Genomic DNA, 20,370 nt, shown 5'->3' on the forward strand with positions numbered 1-20,370 from the left:
TATGTTTATCATAGACTCCATAAAAGATTTTATAAAAGGATTCCTAGAGGAGTTCTTCGGTGATAGGCGCCCAAGCAGTATCATAATCATGACAAGCATCGTAGCAATTATCATTTATGTCCTCGTACGCTTTCCATATGAATTACGAGATGACAGTGATGGTATCACTGCTACTTGCACTGTAACGAAGGCATACACCAGGCCTCGAGGCGGCACGATTGGAGAGCTGAATGATAATGCTCCGGTGGGCGTCTTCGAAACAGAAGAGTGCGGCACTTTGTCAATGTATGAGGCGCCAGAAGGCTGGAAAATCCCCGCATACGTTAAAACTGCTCAGCCGGGTAAAAAATATTTATTTCATGTATTAAATTCATCCACAAAAAAGGATCGAGATTTTAGTACAACCCGTTTTGAAGAAATCAAAGAATAACCAGCTCATGAGCTAAAAAGAGAGCCCCGGGTGGTGTGAGTCTTCAGCTCGCACCACCCGAGGCCTTCTATATGGCATCTATGGTCTATTTCCCCTTGGCTTGCTTCTTGCTATCAGCCAGACCAGATGCCTCCTGCAGCCTCAAGTAGTAATAAACAATGGACTCACGGTTAGTCCACCCATCCACCAGGGCACGATCTGAGGGATTGCGCATGTCCGGCCAGCGTTTCTTCTCAATTCTGAAACGAGTAATAGCCGGTAGGCGATAGTTACCGTAGATGGGCTGGAGCGTCACAATCTCATCACCGGATTTTGTGTAGAAATGAAGGGATGCTGCACGCTCACGATCCGAATTGTCCTTGCACACCACTTTGTCGATTGCGGTGAAAGGGTAGAAGGGATCGCCTACCTGTTCCACACCATCCAAGGAGACCGTAACGTACCAGTAGCGGATGCCGGGAAGGCCTCTCATGAAGAAGGGCGAGATGATGAAAGCTGCGATGTCGAACCAGTGAAATCCCAGGTCCATCCCTATATGCATGATGAACATAGGGACTGGGAACATGAGAGCTGCCACTGACCAGAAGGCGACTTCAAAACGGTTCAGGCGAACGACGTAGATACCTTCGGCGAGTAGTTTCTTGTCTTTGTGCCGGTTCATCTCGTAGGTGATGACGGCTCGGAGTACTTTGTACCCGACGACGGCTACGTATATGCCCCAGAAAATAAGCATGATGGTGTTGATCATGGTCGCTGACTAACCTTTCTATCTATCGGTGATTTGCTGCTTTCCGGCAACGGTGCGGAAGTCAGCGGGTTTGTTCTCAGGGTAGCCGAGGAACTCGGGTGGTCACGCACGGATCTCGGTCCTCTGATGAGTGGTTACCTAGTCTTTATCTTAGTCTCGCGCCGAATTACCTTTTTAGCTACCTAGCCTGTAAACCATCATATTGCTCTATATTTCTGCTTATCAGAGCTTTTGACTGTGTGGAGTATCCTTAGGGAAGGTACGTCACCTGCCGGTGGCGCGCTTCCGGATATTCACCAACCACACGAAACGAGAACCCACCATGCGCAATTTCTTGATTATCTTCTGGGGTATCTTCGCTCTACTCACAACAGTTGCGACATTCTATGTCCTCATCAATTACGAGGTGCAGCGCTGGAAAGATAAACAACGGCTACGTGAGGGTATTTATATCCGACGGGTTACTCGGCTTGAAGCTCTCATTACGATATTGACCCCAGTTTTTCCAGGTCTTGCGTATGTAACCGAAATTTATGACACTGGGCCGGTAAATGTATGGGTTGAAATAGCAGCTCTGTTGCTATCAGTGCTAATGGTCGGTTGTCTACGCTATGTGCATGTTGCCTACGTGAAGACCTCCGCCGACGGCATTGAGCAGCGCATCTGGTTCTCTAACCCGACCCGTTACCCTTTCACTGCGATTAACCGCGTCGTGTTCTACAAAGCAGCAAAATATGAAGACGAGGACATGGTGGGTTTCTACGCTAAGTCAGGCACACAGATTGCCCTGTTTAGCCCGTTGGCTCATAAAAATTACCGGCTTTTGGCGATTGTGCGTTTCAGGATTGAGAATGAGCGTTGGCCTGACATGGACAACCCGGATGATGTGGCTCAGGTGGACCGTTTGGATTGTGCTGGGAAGACGATGCGCTACTTTGAGAATTTGGGGAAGGTTACTGGCCTTGCCGACGTCTACATGTAGCATCGTACGGCGTTAGTTTCGAATATAGAGAAAGCCCCTGGGCTGAGAGTTCACTCTCTCAGTCCAGGGGCTTTCTGCATACCAGCGACAGCTAGCCTAGAGTGCCACCGTTAGCGGGTGATAATCGCGAAGTCGCTACTGGACAGGTTCGTGAAATTACCAATCTGCGCATTCAGGCGGCACTTAGACGTCACCGACAGCGCCGTCACCACCCGCTGATCCTCAGACACCAACACATGCCCCGAACAACCATCCGAAAAACTAATCAACTGCGCATCCGGAGAAATCGCCTGAACCAGCGTCGAAAACTCACCCGTACGCGGCAAAACCATCAACGGGTTCAACTCATCCGCACCACTCGGCCACACCGGAACCACCGTCACCGGCAAAACACTCTGATTCACCACACGAGAAGGAACCCGCAACTCAATCGAACGCAAACGCTGAATCGGGTACGCCGTCGAACGAACCTCCCGATCAGAAATAGCCTTAGACGTCTCAGAATCAATACGGTTCAGCCATTCCTCAAAAGCACGAGAATCCTTAAACTCAGCAGACACATTCGCCCGAACCTGCACCACACCATTAGCCGGGATACTCACCCCAGACAGATTCCACGAACACGGAACATCCACCGCAGTCACACTTGACTGATTCTTCGACACACCAGAAGACGCCTGACCGGCATCCCACGTCACCGAAGCACACGAACCACCCTCAACACCGGGAAGCACCTGCAAAATATCGCCCCGAAGAGCCGACTTCTGCGAGGAAAACTCAAAAGTTAGGCGGGCGCTCTTATCTCGCGGGTTATACGTACCCTCAATACGGGTACCCAAACCACTCGGCAAAGATGCCGAACTACGGCTCGAAGCAGACCACGACTCAGCTGTCTTAGACGAACCCTTACCGCCGCCCAAACCCACAAAAGCGAGCACGCCCACAAGAATCAAAGAACCCAGGATAGCGCCCCATACCAGCGGGCGGCGCAACGGCGAACGGGTAGGCTCCTCTTCCTCAACAACCTCATCAGGCACATATACCGGCTGCTCCACCACAAAAGGAGCGCGGATAACCGTCTCATTCTGCGCTTGACCCAGCGACGGCATGCCCGCACCATACAGCTCCGTAACATTCTGCCCAGGCACCGCAGAAACCGCAGGCTCAGCACCATGAACCACCGTAGGCGTGTACCCCACAGCACCCGAAGACACCTCAACCCATCGAGGGAGCACTGTATCAGCCGCGAAACCTTCAGCCAAAAGACGCAGCTTAGCGGCAGCCTCAGCCGCACCAGGACGCTGAACCGGGTTCTCCGCCAACATCCCGTGAAGCACCTCAGCCACCTCAGCCGGAATCTGCGGCGACACCTGCACCGCACCACCACGCGCCGGAAGAGGACGCGCCGCCACCAACAACTCATGAAGAGTCACCGCGCACGCATAAACATCAACCGCCGGAGTAGCCACACCATGTGCAGAACGCTCCGGAGCCATATACCCCGGAGTACCAGAAAACGAACGAGAAGCCCCCGAACCCGCAGAGCCAGTAAAAGAAGCAATACCGAAATCAGCCACACGAACCTGCTGATCCAGAGACTCCCCCAAAACACCGCTCAGCAGAACATTCTCCGGCTTAATATCCAGGTGCATCACGCCCTGACGGTGAGCAAACTCCACCGCATTCAGAACCTGCACCATCAGACTCAACGCCAAACGAATCGGTAGCGGACCCTCAGAATCCAGCTTCTGACGCAACGAACCGCCATGCTGAAACTCCATCACCAGAGCTAGCACGCCACCCTCAACAACCATGTCCGTCAACGGCACAATATGAGGATGCGACAGCGCCAACAACACCGAACGCTCACGCACAAAAGACTCAAGAACCACAGGGTTCTCCGCAAGCTCCGGACGCAAAACCTTCGCCGCATACAGAGCCCACGAGCCGCTCATCGTAGCAGCCCACACTTCACCGACCGCACCAGAACCCACCCGGCGCACCAAACGATACGAAGAGCCAAGGGGAGCGCCTGCAACCAAGCCCCCCGCAGGCTGACCAGCAACCTGCGGGGTAGGATGAGCATCACGGCGCTCCGAGCCGGAGTACTGCGGCGAACCAGCAGGTACAGTCACGGGCTAACTCCTTAACATCAACTTCACAACAAGCAGGAAGACGTCCCAGATGGGGCGACCCCTACAGCAAAATAGCCGGTAAAGTTACACCATACCTCACCACACGCCAGACAAGCCCTACAGCCCGCCACGGTGCTGAGAATCCTCAGGGCTCATCAACTGCACCAGAACCGGCGACCCGGCAAGGAACGCATAACCACGACCAACACTCAGCTGAACCGGGGCGCGCCTCGGAATAGTACCGAACATGTCCATATCCGTATCAACATTCGGCTGAACCACAGCACCCGTACGGAACTTACGAATAGCCTTCGTCCAATGGCTATACAAAGGACGCAAATCAGTCGGCTTACCCGTAGCAATAATGTGAACGTCCGGGAAATCACCCTTCACAATCGCATCAAAAACGTTCATCGGGTCATCCACGCGGTCACCATCATCAATCAGCAACAGCACCGGGCCTGCGGCATCCTGCAACGCCGCCTGCACCTGAGCAGAAGCATTCTTGCTCTCAAACACCCGGTCAAAAACGCCCTCCGGCGCATTCACCAGACCGGAACGCTGATCAAAGACAGCCCAAACCTCCGGAACCTCAGCGGCATCCATGCGTGCGTTCTCTGCCGCGGTAGCGTCACCAGACGCCAACGCCGCAGACACCGCCTGCTCCGCCGCAGCCCTCGCCCGAGAAACCAGACGAGCAAATGCAACCAGCAGAGAAGACTTACCCGAACGCGGATTACCCGCAATCATGGCGTGCTCACCCTCATACAGCTCGAAAGCACAAGCCTCCAACGTAGCCTCCGCAATACCTACAGGGATACGCCACAGACTCGGAGAAAACTCAGCAGCAGGCATGCTCTCCCACGAAACCCACGTAGGCAGCTGACCAATCACATCACGCTTAGCAGGAGCCTGCGGGAAGCGCTCACGAATCATAGAGACAGCCTCCTCCACGCCAACAGCGGGAGTAGCCACCTGCATCTGACGCAGACGCTTCGGATCAACACAACGCCCAGGAACCGCAGTCGGAATATTCGTACCGCGAATACCATACGACGAATAATCGTGGATATCGCTCAACTGGAAGAACCACGTCTGCAACGAAGCATCAAGAATCTGCGAGGGAATATTCTTCGCACGGCTCGTCGACACCACGCAGTGAATACCAACAGCAGGACCATCCGCATACACTCGGTAGAAATTCGCCAACAAATCCATGCTCACAGCGTCAGAGAACTCATCACGCAGCGTCGCAAAACCATCCAAAACAATGAAAAGAGGCTTACGGCGTGACGCATCAGCACGGCGTGCATCAAGCTCCGACTTCACAAAACGCAAGAAACGAGCCTGACGTTCCCTCGCGCCCTGACCGGTACCCACAGCAGAAACAACATGCGGCAGAGAGTGTAGAGGCAGCAAACCATCAGCGCCCATGTCCACCAGAACGATATCGATGTCCTCCGGCGAATAATGCTGAGCCAAACCCAGCACCACAGACTGAATCGTCGTGGTCGTACCACTACCGGCAACACCCACCAACAGCAGGTTGCTCATCTCAATATTCCAGCCCATAGGCACCTGACGCTGCAGCTCAGGCTCATCACCCAAAGTACACATCAGAACACCGTCCTGGACACCACCCACAGTGGGAAGATCCGGGTCAGGGAAGCCACGCACACCAAAATCAGCCAAATCAACATACGAACCCAACGGCTCAGGCCACACCTTACGAGGAGCAACCGCACCACGAGCCGCATGAGCCGCCACAACAGCGTCAATCAGCAGATCCAGGTCATTCGCATCACTTGACGACACCTTCGGACGTGCACGCTCCGAACGAGGAATACCGATACTATCGGTTGCACGAATCTCCAGAGAAGTCACCACCTCAGTGCCGCTCTGACCCGTCACCAGGGCAGTCTGCACCGGCGAAATATCATTCTGGCCCAGCTTCACATAGGCGCGACCCATCTGCGAACGCGAAATCTCCGAAGCATCCGGAACACCAATCACGTTCGAAGAATCCTCACGGCTCTGCACACGCAACGCCACACGCAAGTTCGTATTCGCCAGAATGTCATCATTCACCACGCCAGCAGGACGCTGAGTCGCCAGAATCATGTGAACACCCAGGGTACGACCCACCGCACCAATGCTCACCAGCGACGACAGGACATCCGGGAAGTCCTTCGCCAGCATCGCGAACTCGTCAATCACCAGCAGCAGACGAGGCATCGGCTCCGGCGGGTTCGTCGCCAAATAATCCTTAATGTTGTCCACACCCTCGCCAGCAGCCGCAAACAGGCGCTGACGACGATCCATCTCCGCCTCCAACGACTCAATAGCGCGGTGAGCCAACTGAGCATCCAAGTTACTCAAAGTACCAATCGTATGCGGCAGACGCTCACACGTCTTAAATGCCGCACCACCCTTAAAGTCAACCAGAATAAAGTTCAAACGGCTCGGATCATGGTGAGCAGCCAAACCCGCCACCAACGAACGCAAAAACTCACTCTTACCCGAACCAGTGGTACCACCCACCAGGCCGTGAGGACCGTCCTTCACCAAGTCCAGAGTGAACGCGCCAGAGTCGCCCACACCAATCTCCGTACTGAAACCATTAGCCTGCGACCAAAACGCCTCAATATCCTCAGCACCCGGAGGGGTCGGCAAACCAACCAGCTCAGGCAGCTTCACCAGCTGCGGCAAACCGCCACCCAGAAGCAGACGTTCAGGGTCCTCATGATGCGCCAGAGTACGCGCCACATGAAGAGCATCCTCAGCGCTCACACCGGCGAGCACACCGTCAGTGACCGTGTAACGGCGGCGAGGCTCCGAATAGGTCATAGAAGCCTCCTCACCAATCTCCACGACCGAAGTACACGACGCCGGAAGACGGTCAACAGAAGAAGCCAACACAATACCGGCAACACGGCGAGCGCCCGCAGCAGCAGTCTTATTCGCCATCAGACGCACCTCATCGCCATACGCCAAAAGGTCGCGTGCCGGCGACTCACGGCCCTCAGTGAGGGTATCCGAATCAACGACCACGCACAGGCCGCGGGTCGGAAGAGACTCAATGTCGTGGTAAAGAGAGCGTAGCATCTGGTCCGACTGCTCCTTGCCAGAAGCAAACCAACGCATCTGCTGGTTCTGCGCCATATGCATATGCGGAAGCCACGACGTCCACACCCAGTCCTGCGAGCGCGCCGAATCAGCACAGACCGCAATCGTCATATCGGCAGGACCCGTGTGGGTTGCCGCCTGCAGCACCAGGCTACGCGCCAGGGCAAGAGACTGCTCACGCGGACCCACAATACCGATAGCGCCGCCCTCACGCAGGTCAGCAACCAGCGGGGCATCCCATAGGGTATTGTGCTCAAGAATATGCTGAACCTCAGGCTCAGGATTGCTCGGCTTCGTCAGCTCAGGAGCCCAATGAATATGCCCAGTACCCACATGGAAAGTCAACAGATCAGGGCTGGTACTCCGGCGACGCCACAGCGTCATCGCAGGAAGAAGCGCCCGCAACTGAACAGCATCCGGTGCCGGGGCAAGGTCATGAAGACGCTCAATTTCCTCACGGTTACTCAGAGCGATACGTTCCTTAAACTTCTCCATTTCCTGCTCAAAACGCACACGCTCCTTCACCTTATCCTTAGCGTGACGACGCTTCTGCTCCACCCACATACCAATACTCAGAATGGGGCTGAGCATCGCGAAAAGGGCGTAACGAATCTCCTGCATAATGGCGACCATCGCCGCCGCCATAATAATCGGGCCCACCGCCATCGCAATATTGAACTTCGGCGGGTCAGAAACGTTCTTGCGGGTAGGCGCCTCCACCTTCTCCGGGGCGCTCAACGCACCCTGACGCGGCGGACGGTTAAACGGCGCAGTACCCGACGCGCTCACATTCGGGGCGCTACCGGGGCGAGGCGCAGCCTTCTCCTGAGGAGCAGGCTGCAGAGTCAGCACACAATCACCAACATGGATGGTGGTGCTCTCAGAAACAGTCAGACCCTCCTCGGGGATTTTCTGACCGTCCACAAAACTACCGTTCGTAGAACCCGGGTCAGTGATGCGCACCTTCTGAGTATTCGTCGACTCATCATGAACCACCTGCAAGTGCAGATGTTCCCACGACGCGCTCGCCGTGGGCAGCACAATGTCGGCGTACGGGGAACGACCCGCCACTAAAGGACGCGAAGAGGGGATAGGGCGCGGCAGGGTAACCGTCGAACCACCGCTCAAGCACACGCTCCAGCCCTGCACCAGGGAAGGGTAGGAGAGCGGTGCCCTAGAGATACGCATACCCTCCATCGGTTTGACCTCTGCCAGGGTGGAGGATGCCGTCACCGGGCGGTTATCGCAATACAGCGGCTCGTCGGCAGGCAGAGAGGGGCCACCGGTCGCCTGGATGAGATCAGCGATGGTCGTCTCAGGCTGCCAGGAGTCTAGTTCATAGCTCCCGTTATGCTCTTCAAGATCAAGGAAAAAGCGCATAAGGTGTTCTCCAAAATAGATAAATCGTGAGCCCCGCTGGTGGACGGACTAGAAGTAAATACCCGAAAGCCGGGGTGTGATGGGCTGGCTCTGTACGGATTAGGCTTTGCTCGGAAAAGCTAGTCGCGAGATTCTGAGGTGAACGTGCGAAGCATCCACACGGGCGGATTCACCGCATCCGTTGAGGAAGACCCGCCCTGAATCATCGAAGTTTCCGCGGTCGGGTAAAGAAGACCCACCTGCCCGCCCGCAGCGTAGGAAGACGAAAAATCCAACGGATACGCGACCGTAGAATCTTTAGCGTCCAAACGAAGGGTTCCTAGAACCCGTCGAACCGCCTCGGGAGTGTATTCACGAACCTGGCTCGTGGCATACGCAAAAGCCAAAAGCGCGTTATGGGAGGGAGCATCCGCCCACGCTGCCGATTTCGAGAACGACTGTTCGCCTGACAAATCCTTGAGCGAAGAATCGTTCTTCATACGTTCCACAGTTGAGACAAACGCCGAAGAAGCACGACCGGCATCATCAGCACTCAACGCCGCAGCACGTGCCTGCACACGCCCCACAACGCGAATATTGTCAGTCAAGGAACCGCCGTTCTCCAGAAGAAGGCGCATAAAAGGCTCCGTCAAAGCTTCCTCACCCGCAATCACCGGAGAAGTAATACCCGCCCTCTGAAGAGAACGAAGCACCTTCGCCTGAGTCGACGCTGAACCCGTCAAAACCAGAACAGGAGAAGAGCCCGAAGACTTGTCCCCCAGAAGGCGCGTCAGCTCCTTGAGAGTGTCCTTCATGCTGTCTTCATCAGCAGAAACCTGAACGCGATTCGTATAGGGAAGGTCCGGCGCAGAGCCCTCACCCGCATCCAGCAGGATGGTGCGCACACCATCAAGCTGTTGCGAAGAACCCGTGCTAGATGCACCGGCAAGCGAACGAATAGCAGTCGTATAGACCTGCTTCTCCCGCTCAGGGTCCAGAGCAAAACTCCATACCCCATCGCCAGCATCTACCCGGTCATACGCCTCAATCACCGCAACATTGCGTTCCTTAGCAGCAGCCGTAGCACCCCGAAGATGCTCACCCCGAGAAGCAAGCACAATACCCAAAGCACCCTCAGAAGAGAGCTTCTCTACCGCCTCACGGGCACCCTGCTCCGTTCCCTTATCGTTCGCATAAAGAACCTTCACAGAAGAATTGCCCAAAGCCAGACGGTACTGCGCAACACGAGCACCCTGAGCATTCAGACGCCACGCAGACCCCTCAGCATCATCGCCAAAAGTAGTAACAACACCAATAACAGGCTCACGACCAGACGCAGGAAGAGAAATAGCCTGCTGAACCGTCACCGCAGACGCAGGGTTCGTACCCGTGCCAAGCGGCAAAGGCTGAGGAGTCACAGCGCGCACGCCATACCAGATCCCCACCACCGCAAGGCTAAACAGCACACACAGACTGACACACCACACCACGGTGCGCTGAGTGAGCCGCCTGCCCTCGCGGCGGTGAGGACCTGAATCAGAGCCCAAATGAGGGGAAAACCCCACGGCTAATCACCAATCTGGAAGGTGTACACCGTCTTCACCTCTGCACTGCCAGCATTCGACAGATGGAAGGTCGGCAGCGAACGCAGACGCTGCAGCGACGCCTTGAACTGTGCCTGACGCTTCTGCAGAGCAGCAATATCCTCAGAGCGGAGGTTCGTGTAACCCTGAGCATTCTGCATCGCCAAAGCAAGCTGGTAATCAGCCGCACCAGCCTTCGCGCTATTGCTCTTGAGCGCGCCCAAGAGGCCAGCACCCTCAGCGTTGCTATCACCCAAATCAAGCATGAGCTTCGACAGGTCGTTATTCAGCTGAACAGACGCACCGGCCAAATCTCGGGTAGCGTTCTCAGCGCGGGTGCTCAGAGCAACTAGAGAACGCTCAGTCACCGAATCCAGAGACTGACGCAGACCCTCAATACGATCATTCATATCCTTGTGCTGAACCTCGATGGACTCACCAGCCACCTGAACCACAGTATTCGCGGTATCAGTAATGCCAGCAATCGAAGCGGAGAACGCCTCCTTAGCAGCCGAAGCGCTAGAAGAACCATCATTCGAAACCTTACGAATCTCCTCGCTAATCATGCCCGTCAGGCTCTCGCGAGTCTCATCGGCAGACTCCTTGAACGCTTCCTTAATAGCGGTGGAGAGGTCAGCCTGCATGTTCGTCATATCCTCAAGGTTCTTACCCAAAGCATTGACGGCATCCGAAGCCGAATGGATACGATCACGCAGAGAGACCTTAGCCTCCTCGGTAGGCTCTGCCTTCTTCTCGGCATCCTGGTTCTGCGCGTTTACGGCATCGTTCAGGGTCTTCTCAACCTCACCCAGAGCGCCATCTACCGCGTTCACAGCGTCGTTAAGGTCCTTGGCGTCGCGAGCCAGACCCTCCTTGGGGTCATCCATCGAAGTGGCGGCAAGAACCTCATCCCACGCGGCTACCGCGGCAGCAATACGCTGCTCCATCGGAGTACGTGCGGCAGGGGTGTTCGACGTGTAGGTACGCTCGTTCGCGTTCTCCACCGTAATGACGCGAGTATTACCTTCCGTGGCAGTAGGCTCGGCGGAAGGCGCCTCAGAAGAGGGAGCGGCGGAAGGAGCCTCAACCTTCTTCGACGGCTCCTCAGAAGGAGCCACAGAAGCAGACTCAGACGGTGCAGGGCTAGGAGCCTCAGACGGCGCCTCAGAAGACGGTGCAGCAGACGGTGAAGCCGCGCCACCACAAGAAGAAGCCGTCAGGTATCCACGCAGATGCTCCACCTGCTCAGCAGACAGAGAACCGCCACGCTCAGTAGACAGAGCACAAAGCTGCTCCGCCAGTTCCTTATTCTGAGCGCTCATAGAACCAGAACCGTCCACCAGCTCCGCACGAGCAGAAGCCGCACGAGAATGAACGTTCTTGATGCTCTCAATCAGACGGCTCGACGTTTCCTTCATCTGATTCACGCTCTGACGAGCCGCACTAACCTTCTCACTCAAAGAACGCACAGCATCAGCATCAAGAGAAGACGGGTCCTTCTCCACCTGCTCAACAAGCTCATCCATCTGACGCTTCAATGCCGAATAGTTGTTGTTCGCACCCTTCAAATACTCCGGCTGCAGGTGATCCACAATCTTCTCACCAGTAGCAACCAGTGCAATCAGAGAGCTCTGCACCGTCACCGACGCACTGAACAGGGCGCAGGTCACCGAACCGTTAGAAGAACAAGTCTCAGCGGTCGGGTGTTCCGGGCCGACAATCTCACGAATCGAAGCCGTAAGATCCTGCTGGCAGTCCGAACTTGCCTCCGCATACGCATTCAGAACAGCAGACAGCTGAACCAAATTACCGTACACGCTACGGCTACTCGCACCCTCCTCACGATGCACAACACAACGACCGCCGCTATGCGAAACAGACACATTGGGGCGAGCCGTCGTATCACCCAGCATCGAGTGAAGAGCAGCAACAGTACGCTCCAACTGAGAAATCAGCTGAGAATTATTAGTCCGCGAAGCCTCAGAAAGGTCCTTCTGCAGGCTCTCAATATTCGCCTGCAGACCCTGCATAGTCTTCGTCAACGATTCATTCTGAGTCTTCAGATGCTCGGCAGTGTCCTTACCCAAAGTCGCAGACGTATCATCCAGGCTCTGACGCACCTGAGCAACCTGCGAACTAGCGCTAGTCAGCGTCGTATTAACCTCGTTGACGGTATCAATAGTGCGCTGCAGAAGCGCCACCTGAGACGCATCCTGAGAAGTGAAACCATTAGTAATGATTCCCGCACCAGACAAATCAGAAGCAAAACCAGGCTGCACCGAAATATTGAAGGTAGGCGCACTAAAATCCTTCGCCTTAACCTTCAACACAAAAGAAGAAGAACTAGCAGTGACCGGAGGTGCCGAAATAGCACCCCACTGAACAACAGCCTTACCTTCATCGTTGGTGCTCACCACACCATTCGTCGACGAATCAGCAGCATCAGGGGTCGTAATAACCTGAGTAGGAGAACCCGAAAGAACAGTAGAAGCAGCAATAGAGAACGGAGTACCAACCGGTGCAGGGCTAGTACGGCTAGTACCGGACGCATCATAGGTGACATCCTCGGTCTTCACCGTCAGGTTCTCAACCGTAACCTTAATCGTGATTTCGCCGCTGTAGCCGTTCAAATCATTCAGGTTAGTGCCGCTACCGCGCTCAGTAGAATACTGCAGGCTCACACGCACAGGAAGGTCATTAACGACGTCCTTCGGCTTGAACTGCACATTGCTCGAGGAGCTCGTACGATCCTTGTCATTGACGTAAATGTTGGTCGACTCAATCGACGAAACCTCGCCGTCACGACCCATCTGAATATTCACGTTCTGCAGAACATTAGTAGCGTTCTCCACCTGGCGGGGACTCTGAGAAGTAACAGTACCCTTATCGGAAGGGGCACTGTTATTGTTCGTGCCCGTGGAGCAGGAAGAGAAAATAAGTGCCGTCGTGACACCCAAAATCAAAGGGAAGCGGAGTAGACGCTGACGCGCTGTGGTGTGGTTGGTCATGATGATCTTTTCGTTGAGTTATATACCGTGCAGACACATAACAGCGGCAAGTCTGAAACGCCACTGTATAGTGCCCACCTGAGTGGAAAGGGTCAGGGGCAAAGCCGGAAAGAGAAAAAGCCCCGTACCACTTTATCAGTCCAATATGGGAAGGTTGATATTTTTTCCTCCTAGTCGGTGCCTCATCAGGATATTCAATTCAACCTTGAGGTGATAGTTAAAGGTATTTTTCATTTCGTTTCAAACTAGTGCACTTACCGAACTCTGTTTGACATAGAAAAACCCCGCGGCTGAGGTCATCTCTCAGCCCACGGGGTTCCACGGTTTAGCTGGCTGCAGGTTCAGCCTCCGGGTCCTCCTCGTCATCCTTCTCGGGGATAGCAACACCCACGGTCACGTACCTCTTCACCAGCAGGTACGAGGCGATCACCGGCACCACGTACACCAGCGACAATCCGCTACCGGACTGCACAACATCAGCAGCAAGACGGACCGCCGCCAAACATCCACCCAAACCCACCAGGGCTACGCAGAAGCCACGCAACACGCCATACCCGGCAGTGCCCTCCTCAAAGGTCGCCGCCCACAGCTTGAACAGGGCGCGGCGCACAAAAATCAGGAAAACCGGCACCAGGCACAGCACCACCGAAACACCCACAGGCTCATAACCGGCAGCAGCGAATGAAACCACCGGAATAACCAGGCAGAGGAGCACCATCAGGGCGCTCACACCCAGCACCACGGTGCGCACATACCGGTTGATGCGCTCCATACGGTGCAGGTTAGGGATCTCCTCGCTCGGCTGCGCGGCATTGTAGAAGAACAGCAGCAGAACCAGCGCGGACACCACCACATACCAGGGCGCGAAATTGATACCGTCCACCTGCGGGGTGAAAGCAACCGGCGGGACACCCACCAGGGAGAGAGCAGCAAGCAGAACAATCGCGGCAACGCAGAACGTGCCCACCGTCAGCAGAAAGTAATGGTACGCGCCGCCGTTCTTTGCATCCTGCACACTGTGCTCACGCGTGCCGTCAATCATCACGACGGAAAACAGCATTGTGGAGATGGATAGGATGCTCCACGCGTACTCGCCCGTCATGACGGGGACGAGCATGAGAAGAATAGATATGGAGAAAAGAATCCACAGGAGTACTCGCTGCAGTGTGGGTGAGGACGCGATGGCCTCTCCAATGAAGTCGATGATAAATTCGCCGATAAAGCTCACGGTGGGATCCTTTCTGCTGGGGTGGGGTTACTCTTTGATCTCTTCAAAGCGGAGGACGCTGAAGTCGAATTCGTCGTTGCGGGTATCGAAGGACTTGTACGCCCTATATTTCTTGCCCGTTTCAAAGTTCTGGAGGTATTTGCGGATGGGTATACCATCAGGGGATTTGCTTGATGTGATGATTCCGCACTCTTCCGTTTCGAATTCACCAGAGATTGAGTAGGGGTCCTCATGTTCAACGATTTCTACTGACGTAACAGTGCAGATAGTGGAGTCGTTGTACGGGTTGACATAAGAAATGAAATATAAGGATGCAGGAAATGCCAGTACGCACAACATCAGTAGGATTTTTTCGCGGTCACGCCAAATATCTATAGCCTTTGAGTGAAGAAAATTCTTGAAAGCAACTTTCTTTGTGGGCTTCTTTGCGATAATAGATTTTTTCTTCGAGTAACCATTTTTCTTTGAATTGTTTCTTTTCTTTGAAACATTCTTTTTCCTCGGGGAGTTCTTTTTCACTGCTTTTCACCTTCTTTCTGGGCTGCGGGCTGTTATTCTGTGATGTCTTCAAAGCGGGTCGTCTCAAAAACTGTGCTTATGGTGTATACGTCCTTGTGCGGTAGTGGTTGGTGAATCGTGCTCGCCCCAGTGAGGTGGCGGGCACATCCTTAGCCTATCGCACGGTATCTGACCAGAAGGTTAACTGGGTGCAAGGCTTGGGTGAAGACTGGGCAACCATTCATCAGAGGACCGGGATCCGTGCGTGACCGCCCAATTTCCTTAGCTGCAATGAGGGGGCTGCCCCTCCTGCATTGTTGAAGGTGAAGGGTAGTACGAAATGGTCCGCTGATTTCATATGGAAGGCCCCAGGCAGTGCGAGTTGAAGACTCGCGCCACCCGAGGCTTTACACACGGGGCTTTATTTAGGGCTCATGAGCTGGTTATTCTTTGATTTCTTCAAGGCGAAGAGTGTCAAAGTTTCTATCATCATTTCTCGTGCTCCATGCTTTATACATCTTATATTTCTTCCCCACCTGAATTTCAGAAACATACCTTGGAATATTTTTACCTTCCGGCGTGACATACATTTCAACAACACCACATTCATCTGTCTCAAAAATACCTTTGGGAGAAGTGTCAGTCATGTTTGACACCTGACCCCCAACAATTTCAACTCTAGCTGATTTCACGGTGCATACAGCATATGAATTTTCATCTTCGATGTGCGTTGTATAGTGCATGAATGTAAACAATAACCCCATACCCAGAACAAGACTAATGAAAATTCTAAATTCCGGGGATGTGAGTTTCTTAATCCATGGGAACATTGTTTTCCTGCTTTCAGTGCCTTGTCTGGTGGCTTCTCCGTAGGTTCTGGAGCTGCAAACGGTCATTCCTTAATCTCTTCAAAGCGGGTCGTTACAAAATCTTGATCTTTCTTAGGTGAACGATTAGACACGTGGAATAGGTACTTTTTTCCTGGCTGCGCCGTCTTGACATATGCAGGAATCTTCCACCCCTCGGGAGCTTCGTACATCGTGAGCGTGCCGCACTCCTCCGTCTCAAAGACGCCCTTCAAACCAATGTCAGTCATGCCACCAAGGTCCGTTCCGCGACGCTCTTGCGTGTACGCCTTAGTCACGGTGCAGGTGGCGGTGAAACCGTCACTGTCATCACGCAGATTTATAGGAATAATAAAAAAGATATACCCAACGCACATCGTCAGAAAAAGCATTGTTATTCTTTCTGACCATTTGTTATGAGATTCCATCGCTCACCTCATTAGTCTTCCGGGATTTCTTAGCCTGCCGCGCTTCGCGGCGCGCCTGCTGACGCTCCAACCTACGCGCCTCATTACGAGCAGCCCGGCGGCGGCGCTTCTGACGCTCGCTCTTCGTCACACCCACCACATACTTCGTTTCGCACAAGTCATAAAACTGGGCATAAATATCGCGCGAAGAGCCGTACATCCCCACCACACTCATCACATCCAGGCCGTCCTCCTCAGCCCAGTGCCCATGATCGTCACGGTACAGCACCTGCGCCATAAGAATCGTCGCATCGAACTGGTACGGGTCGAAGCTACAGGTGCGTTTACCCATTTCGGTGCTGCCGAAGCGTAGGAACCCGTTTTTGCCGTTGTTTTCCACGTGGGCAAACGTAATCGAGGGGTAGGTGAAAGTGCGTTCCTTCCATCGCCAGTTACGCCACCGCACGCAATCCTCGTGTAGTTCGAGGTAGAAGGCGTAGCAGTGGTTCAGTGGGAGAGCGCCCAGCAGGCCAAGAGACACGATGCTAAAAATGAGGCCAGAAATTGCAACAGTAAATTCTTCTGTTCCTGGTTGGGCATCCCAGCGACCAAGAGATAGCCATATAAGCGGCATACCAACAAACCCGAGAATAGTTACAAGCCAGAAGAAAATAAACGCCGCGATGGGCCTCTTTTGCCTCTTATTCAGGGTGGGTTTGCCGAGCTTAATACGGATACCCGGTATCAGGGCGACGATAAGTCCTGCGAGGGCTCCGTCTTCTGCTGCGCTCATAGTATGTACGTCCTTGTGCGGTAGCGGTTGGTGAATCAGGCCCGCCCCGGTGAGGTGGCGGGCACATCCTTAGCCTATCGCACCGTATCTGACCAGAAGGTTAACTCGACGCGATGCTCCGGTGAAGACTGGGCAACCACTCCGCGGATAACGCGAATTCCTGCTTACCCACCCGATTTCGTTAGCTACTCTGAGAACGAACCCGCACTCTCCGCACCGTTGCCGGAAGGCTACCGGTCACCGATAGATAGAAAGGCTGGTGAGCGACCATGGTCAACACCATCATGATTTTCATATGGGGCGCACTCGACTCCATACTGATTTACAAGGTCCTCCGCACCGTCGTCACGTACGAACTCAACCGACGCCGCGAAAAGAAACTACGCGCCGAAGCTGTATACGTCATGCGAACGAACCGCTTCGAAATTGCTACCTATGCCCTAGTAATTCTCTCGTTTGCGATAGGAGTCTTCGTCATTCACCTAGGGGAAGACGTAGGATTCCACTTCGCATTCGACTTTATTGGCCTCGGCATGACCGGCTTTTTTATGTTCTTCTTCTGGAACGGCGCCGGTACCTACACTAAAATCTCGCCCGAAGGAATCGAAAGGGGAGAGCCGTGCAACGATACGGTGTTCTTCCCGCTCAACGCGATTGACTCGGTCTCATACGACAACAACACCGACCGCGAATACGCAGACTCCCTCCACTTCTACACAAAATCCGGCAAACTGGTCGCAGAATTCTGTCCCGTCTTCGGCAGCTACCCCCTCCTCGCAATGACCCGATTCAGGATTGAAAACGACCGCTGGCCAGACATTGGCAACCCCGAGGACACCGCCCAGATTAATGCCTGGGCGAACCGCCGCTCTACCCTCCGGTACTTCAGCTACGGCAAAATCAGTGGTCTCGCCGAAGTAGACATGTAGCCCGCAATTTAGGCTGTTTTCAGCCCGTATTGAGTGCGTGCCCGGCGTGTTTTCAACCAATATTTCCGCAATTTTTCTGCCGGAAAAACGTGGACTAGCCCGCATGGTTTAAGCCTCAACTAGAAGGTGCACTCTGCATGTAAAAACATTAACGTTGAGGCATACAATAAGAAATGGTTAATGCACAGCCGCACGCCGTGCACACACCACGTCACTTCACAGAAACACCGACCCCGAAAGGCATATCATGGCCACCAAGAAGCCCGCACGCCTTACCCGCCGAGCAGCACTCGCCGCCGCAGGCGCAGGCGCAGCAACCGCCCTCGGCGCACTGCTCACCCCCGCACAGGCAACCACCTACCGCCCCACCGTGCGCCGCACCCCCTACAACGGCTACTACTCGCACCGTTACGGCCGCCGCGGCCGCATCGTCATCAGCGACTACTACGGCAGCTCCTACAGCCACTACTACTATTACGGCGGCTAAAGAAATCCCAAGCTCAATAAACATATACTGGAAGACGGCACTACACCCCGTGTAGTGCCGTCTTCCCGTTAGATGCCCCAGGCATCACCCGCACCGCGGTGCGGAACCACACCGCAGATAGAGAGAACCCATGAAGAACGTAACCCGCCGATCCGCCCTCGGCATGGTTGTCGCTGCCGGTGGCGCAACCCTCCTGGCTGCATGCGGTTCGCAGTCCCAGGCATCCAGCGGCTCTGCATCTGCATCCGGTAGCGCTTCTACCTCGGACGCCGAAGTTAACAACGCACGCGCCGACTACTCCGGTCCTGCTGTCCTGGACGGTTACACCTCCAAGCCTGCTGACTACCAGCTGGCAACCCGCACCGAGCCGGCCAAGAACGTGCCCGTGCCGACCAAGCCCGCCGTCGCTAACGAGAACAGCGTGGAGGGCCTGTACCAGTCCATCGCGTTCTTCGGCGCAGCCATGGAATACTACATGCGTACCGGTAAGACCGAGCCCCTGCGTGAAAGCGCCATGGACAAGAGCGAACTCAAGTCAATGCTCGAGCCGGAAGACGGCACCCTCGGCGAAAAGCTGGTCAAGGGCGAAGTCTGGATGCACGACCCGACCGTCACCATCACCCTGCTCTCCGCACAGCCCACCCGTGACGGTAAGGCATACACCTGGAATGCTCGCTTCACCCTTACCCGCGGCGAATTCATGGCATCTAAGGATAAGGTTCTGGAGGTCCCCGAAAGCGGTCGTGAGAACGTCAACGAGCGTACCCTGCGCGGTGTTTACGAGAACGGTGCGTGGAAGCTGACTGGCATGAAGTCTGAATCTGAGGCTTCTGCATCGGCTTCTGCTTCCTAAAAGCTTCAGTCTAGAAGCGCATAGCTTCTACAGCTAAAAGGCGCCCGCCGCGTGGCATGAAGCCCACGAGGCGGGCGCCACCACCGTAGATAGAGAGAACCAATGAAGAACGTAACCCGCCGATCCGCACTCGGCATGGTTGTAGCCGCCGGTGGCGCAACCTTCCTCGCAGCATGTGGCGCGCAGCCCCAGGCAACCAGCGGCTCTGCATCCGAGAGCGCATCCAACAATGCATCCGGTAGCGCGTCTGCTTCCGCATCGAAGAGCGTTCGTAGCGACTACTCCGGCGTTGCGGTCCTGGACGGCTACACTTCCAAGCCTGCCGACTATCAGCCCGGAACCCGCACCGAGCCGCCCAAGAACGCGCCGGTGCCGGTCAAGCCTGCCGTTGCTAACGAGAACAGCGTGGAGGGTCTGTACCAGTCCATCGCGTTCTTCGGCGCCGCTATCGAGTACTACATGCGTACCGGCAAGACCGAGCCGCTACGTGAAAGCGGACTCGATAACTCTGAGCTGAAGAACTTCCTCGAACCTGATGCGCGTTCCCTGGGCGCCGGTCTGCAGCAGGGCAAGCTCTGGCTTCATGATCCGACCGTCACCATCACCATGCTCTCCGCGCAGCCCAAGCGTGACGGTGATACCTACAACTGGGATATCAGCCTGACCATGGACCCCGGCGAGTTCATCGCAAGCAAGGAACGCGTGCAGGAAGCCCCCTCTGCATCGGAACGTAAGGATGAGGTGAAGCGCACCCTGCACGGCGTGTACGAGAACGGCGCGTGGAAGCTGAGCGGTATGAATGCTCGTTCCTCTTCCTCCGCTTCAGCGTCTGCCTCTGCTTCCGCTTCGGCTTCTGCTTCCTAAAACTTAGGAGCCCAGAAGCGTGCAGCTTCTACACCTAAAAGGCGCCTGCCTCGTGGTTTTCAAGCCACGAGGCGGGCGCCTCTCTTATATGCGCA

At 54.9% G+C, this 20,370-nt stretch carries 16 protein-coding genes; 6 read left to right on the plus strand and 10 right to left on the minus strand.

Annotated features, from left to right (window positions below):
* Window position 1 precedes the first annotated feature (1 nt).
* Window positions 2-430, plus strand: a complete 429-nt coding sequence (locus HMPREF2528_RS02050) for a hypothetical protein (protein WP_070541982.1) — start codon at window positions 2-4, stop codon at window positions 428-430.
* Between the two features lie 85 nt (window positions 431-515).
* Here HMPREF2528_RS02050 and HMPREF2528_RS02055 read toward each other — a convergent pair whose 3' ends face one another.
* The gene (locus HMPREF2528_RS02055) at window positions 516-1,178 is read right to left on the minus strand and encodes a hypothetical protein (RefSeq protein ID WP_070541986.1); all 663 of its coding nucleotides are present in this window, start codon (window positions 1,176-1,178) and stop codon (window positions 516-518) included.
* A 322-nt stretch (window positions 1,179-1,500) separates the two neighbouring features.
* Here HMPREF2528_RS02055 and HMPREF2528_RS02060 point away from each other — a divergent pair, with 322 nt between their 5' ends.
* Window positions 1,501-2,160 carry a hypothetical protein gene (locus HMPREF2528_RS02060; RefSeq protein WP_070542035.1) on the plus strand — a complete coding sequence of 220 codons (660 nt, stop codon included), beginning with the start codon at window positions 1,501-1,503 and terminating at the stop codon, window positions 2,158-2,160.
* A gap of 110 nt (window positions 2,161-2,270) precedes the next feature.
* On the opposite strand, the gene HMPREF2528_RS02065 is transcribed toward HMPREF2528_RS02060, so the two are convergent.
* From HMPREF2528_RS02065 to HMPREF2528_RS02105, 9 genes are all read right to left on the minus strand, one after another.
* The gene (locus HMPREF2528_RS02065; RefSeq protein WP_070541989.1) at window positions 2,271-4,295 is read right to left on the minus strand and encodes a serine/threonine-protein kinase; all 2,025 of its coding nucleotides are present in this window, start codon (window positions 4,293-4,295) and stop codon (window positions 2,271-2,273) included.
* Between the two features lie 117 nt (window positions 4,296-4,412).
* Window positions 4,413-8,801 carry an FtsK/SpoIIIE domain-containing protein gene (locus HMPREF2528_RS02070; protein ID WP_070541992.1) on the minus strand — a complete coding sequence of 1,463 codons (4,389 nt, stop codon included), beginning with the start codon at window positions 8,799-8,801 and terminating at the stop codon, window positions 4,413-4,415.
* Between the two features lie 119 nt (window positions 8,802-8,920).
* Window positions 8,921-10,198 carry a type 1 periplasmic-binding domain-containing protein gene (locus HMPREF2528_RS02075; protein WP_246823847.1) on the minus strand — a complete coding sequence of 426 codons (1,278 nt, stop codon included), beginning with the start codon at window positions 10,196-10,198 and terminating at the stop codon, window positions 8,921-8,923.
* A 149-nt stretch (window positions 10,199-10,347) separates the two neighbouring features.
* Window positions 10,348-13,371 carry a chitinase gene (locus HMPREF2528_RS02080; protein WP_070541999.1) on the minus strand — a complete coding sequence of 1,008 codons (3,024 nt, stop codon included), beginning with the start codon at window positions 13,369-13,371 and terminating at the stop codon, window positions 10,348-10,350.
* Window positions 13,372-13,696: 325 nt separating this feature from the next.
* Window positions 13,697-14,599, minus strand: coding sequence for a hypothetical protein (locus HMPREF2528_RS02085; protein ID WP_070542002.1), 903 nt, complete (start codon window positions 14,597-14,599; stop codon window positions 13,697-13,699).
* A 27-nt stretch (window positions 14,600-14,626) separates the two neighbouring features.
* Window positions 14,627-15,118: a hypothetical protein gene (locus HMPREF2528_RS02090; RefSeq protein WP_070542005.1), complete on the minus strand. Its 492-nt coding sequence runs from the start codon at window positions 15,116-15,118 to the stop codon at window positions 14,627-14,629.
* 422 nt (window positions 15,119-15,540) lie between these two features.
* Window positions 15,541-15,993 (minus strand): hypothetical protein, encoded by a 453-nt coding sequence (locus HMPREF2528_RS09180; protein ID WP_168160855.1) that lies wholly within the window; start codon window positions 15,991-15,993, stop codon window positions 15,541-15,543.
* Window positions 15,990-16,334, minus strand: a complete 345-nt coding sequence (locus HMPREF2528_RS02100; protein WP_070542012.1) for a hypothetical protein — start codon at window positions 16,332-16,334, stop codon at window positions 15,990-15,992. Before HMPREF2528_RS02100 ends, HMPREF2528_RS09180 begins: the two co-directional genes overlap by 4 nt.
* A 22-nt stretch (window positions 16,335-16,356) precedes the next feature.
* Window positions 16,357-17,142 (minus strand): cobalamin biosynthesis protein CobN, encoded by a 786-nt coding sequence (locus HMPREF2528_RS02105; protein WP_070542015.1) that lies wholly within the window; start codon window positions 17,140-17,142, stop codon window positions 16,357-16,359.
* A gap of 269 nt (window positions 17,143-17,411) precedes the next feature.
* Here HMPREF2528_RS02105 and HMPREF2528_RS02110 point away from each other — a divergent pair, with 269 nt between their 5' ends.
* The 4 genes from HMPREF2528_RS02110 to HMPREF2528_RS02125 all read left to right on the plus strand — a co-directional run bounded on the left by HMPREF2528_RS02110 (window position 17,412) and on the right by HMPREF2528_RS02125 (window position 20,275).
* Window positions 17,412-18,071: a hypothetical protein gene (locus HMPREF2528_RS02110; protein ID WP_049340847.1), complete on the plus strand. Its 660-nt coding sequence runs from the start codon at window positions 17,412-17,414 to the stop codon at window positions 18,069-18,071.
* A gap of 247 nt (window positions 18,072-18,318) precedes the next feature.
* Entirely contained in the window at window positions 18,319-18,558 is a 240-nt protein-coding gene (locus HMPREF2528_RS02115) for a hypothetical protein (protein ID WP_005507323.1), read from the plus strand.
* Between the two features lie 130 nt (window positions 18,559-18,688).
* Window positions 18,689-19,411 carry a DUF6318 family protein gene (locus tag HMPREF2528_RS02120; RefSeq protein ID WP_049363814.1) on the plus strand — a complete coding sequence of 241 codons (723 nt, stop codon included), beginning with the start codon at window positions 18,689-18,691 and terminating at the stop codon, window positions 19,409-19,411.
* Between the two features lie 102 nt (window positions 19,412-19,513).
* Window positions 19,514-20,275: a DUF6318 family protein gene (locus HMPREF2528_RS02125; RefSeq protein ID WP_070542017.1), complete on the plus strand. Its 762-nt coding sequence runs from the start codon at window positions 19,514-19,516 to the stop codon at window positions 20,273-20,275.
* Window positions 20,276-20,370 lie beyond the last annotated feature (95 nt).

Source organism: Rothia sp. HMSC078H08 (assembly GCF_001808955.1).
In the GTDB taxonomy this organism is placed as follows: Bacteria; Actinomycetota; Actinomycetes; order Actinomycetales; family Micrococcaceae; genus Rothia.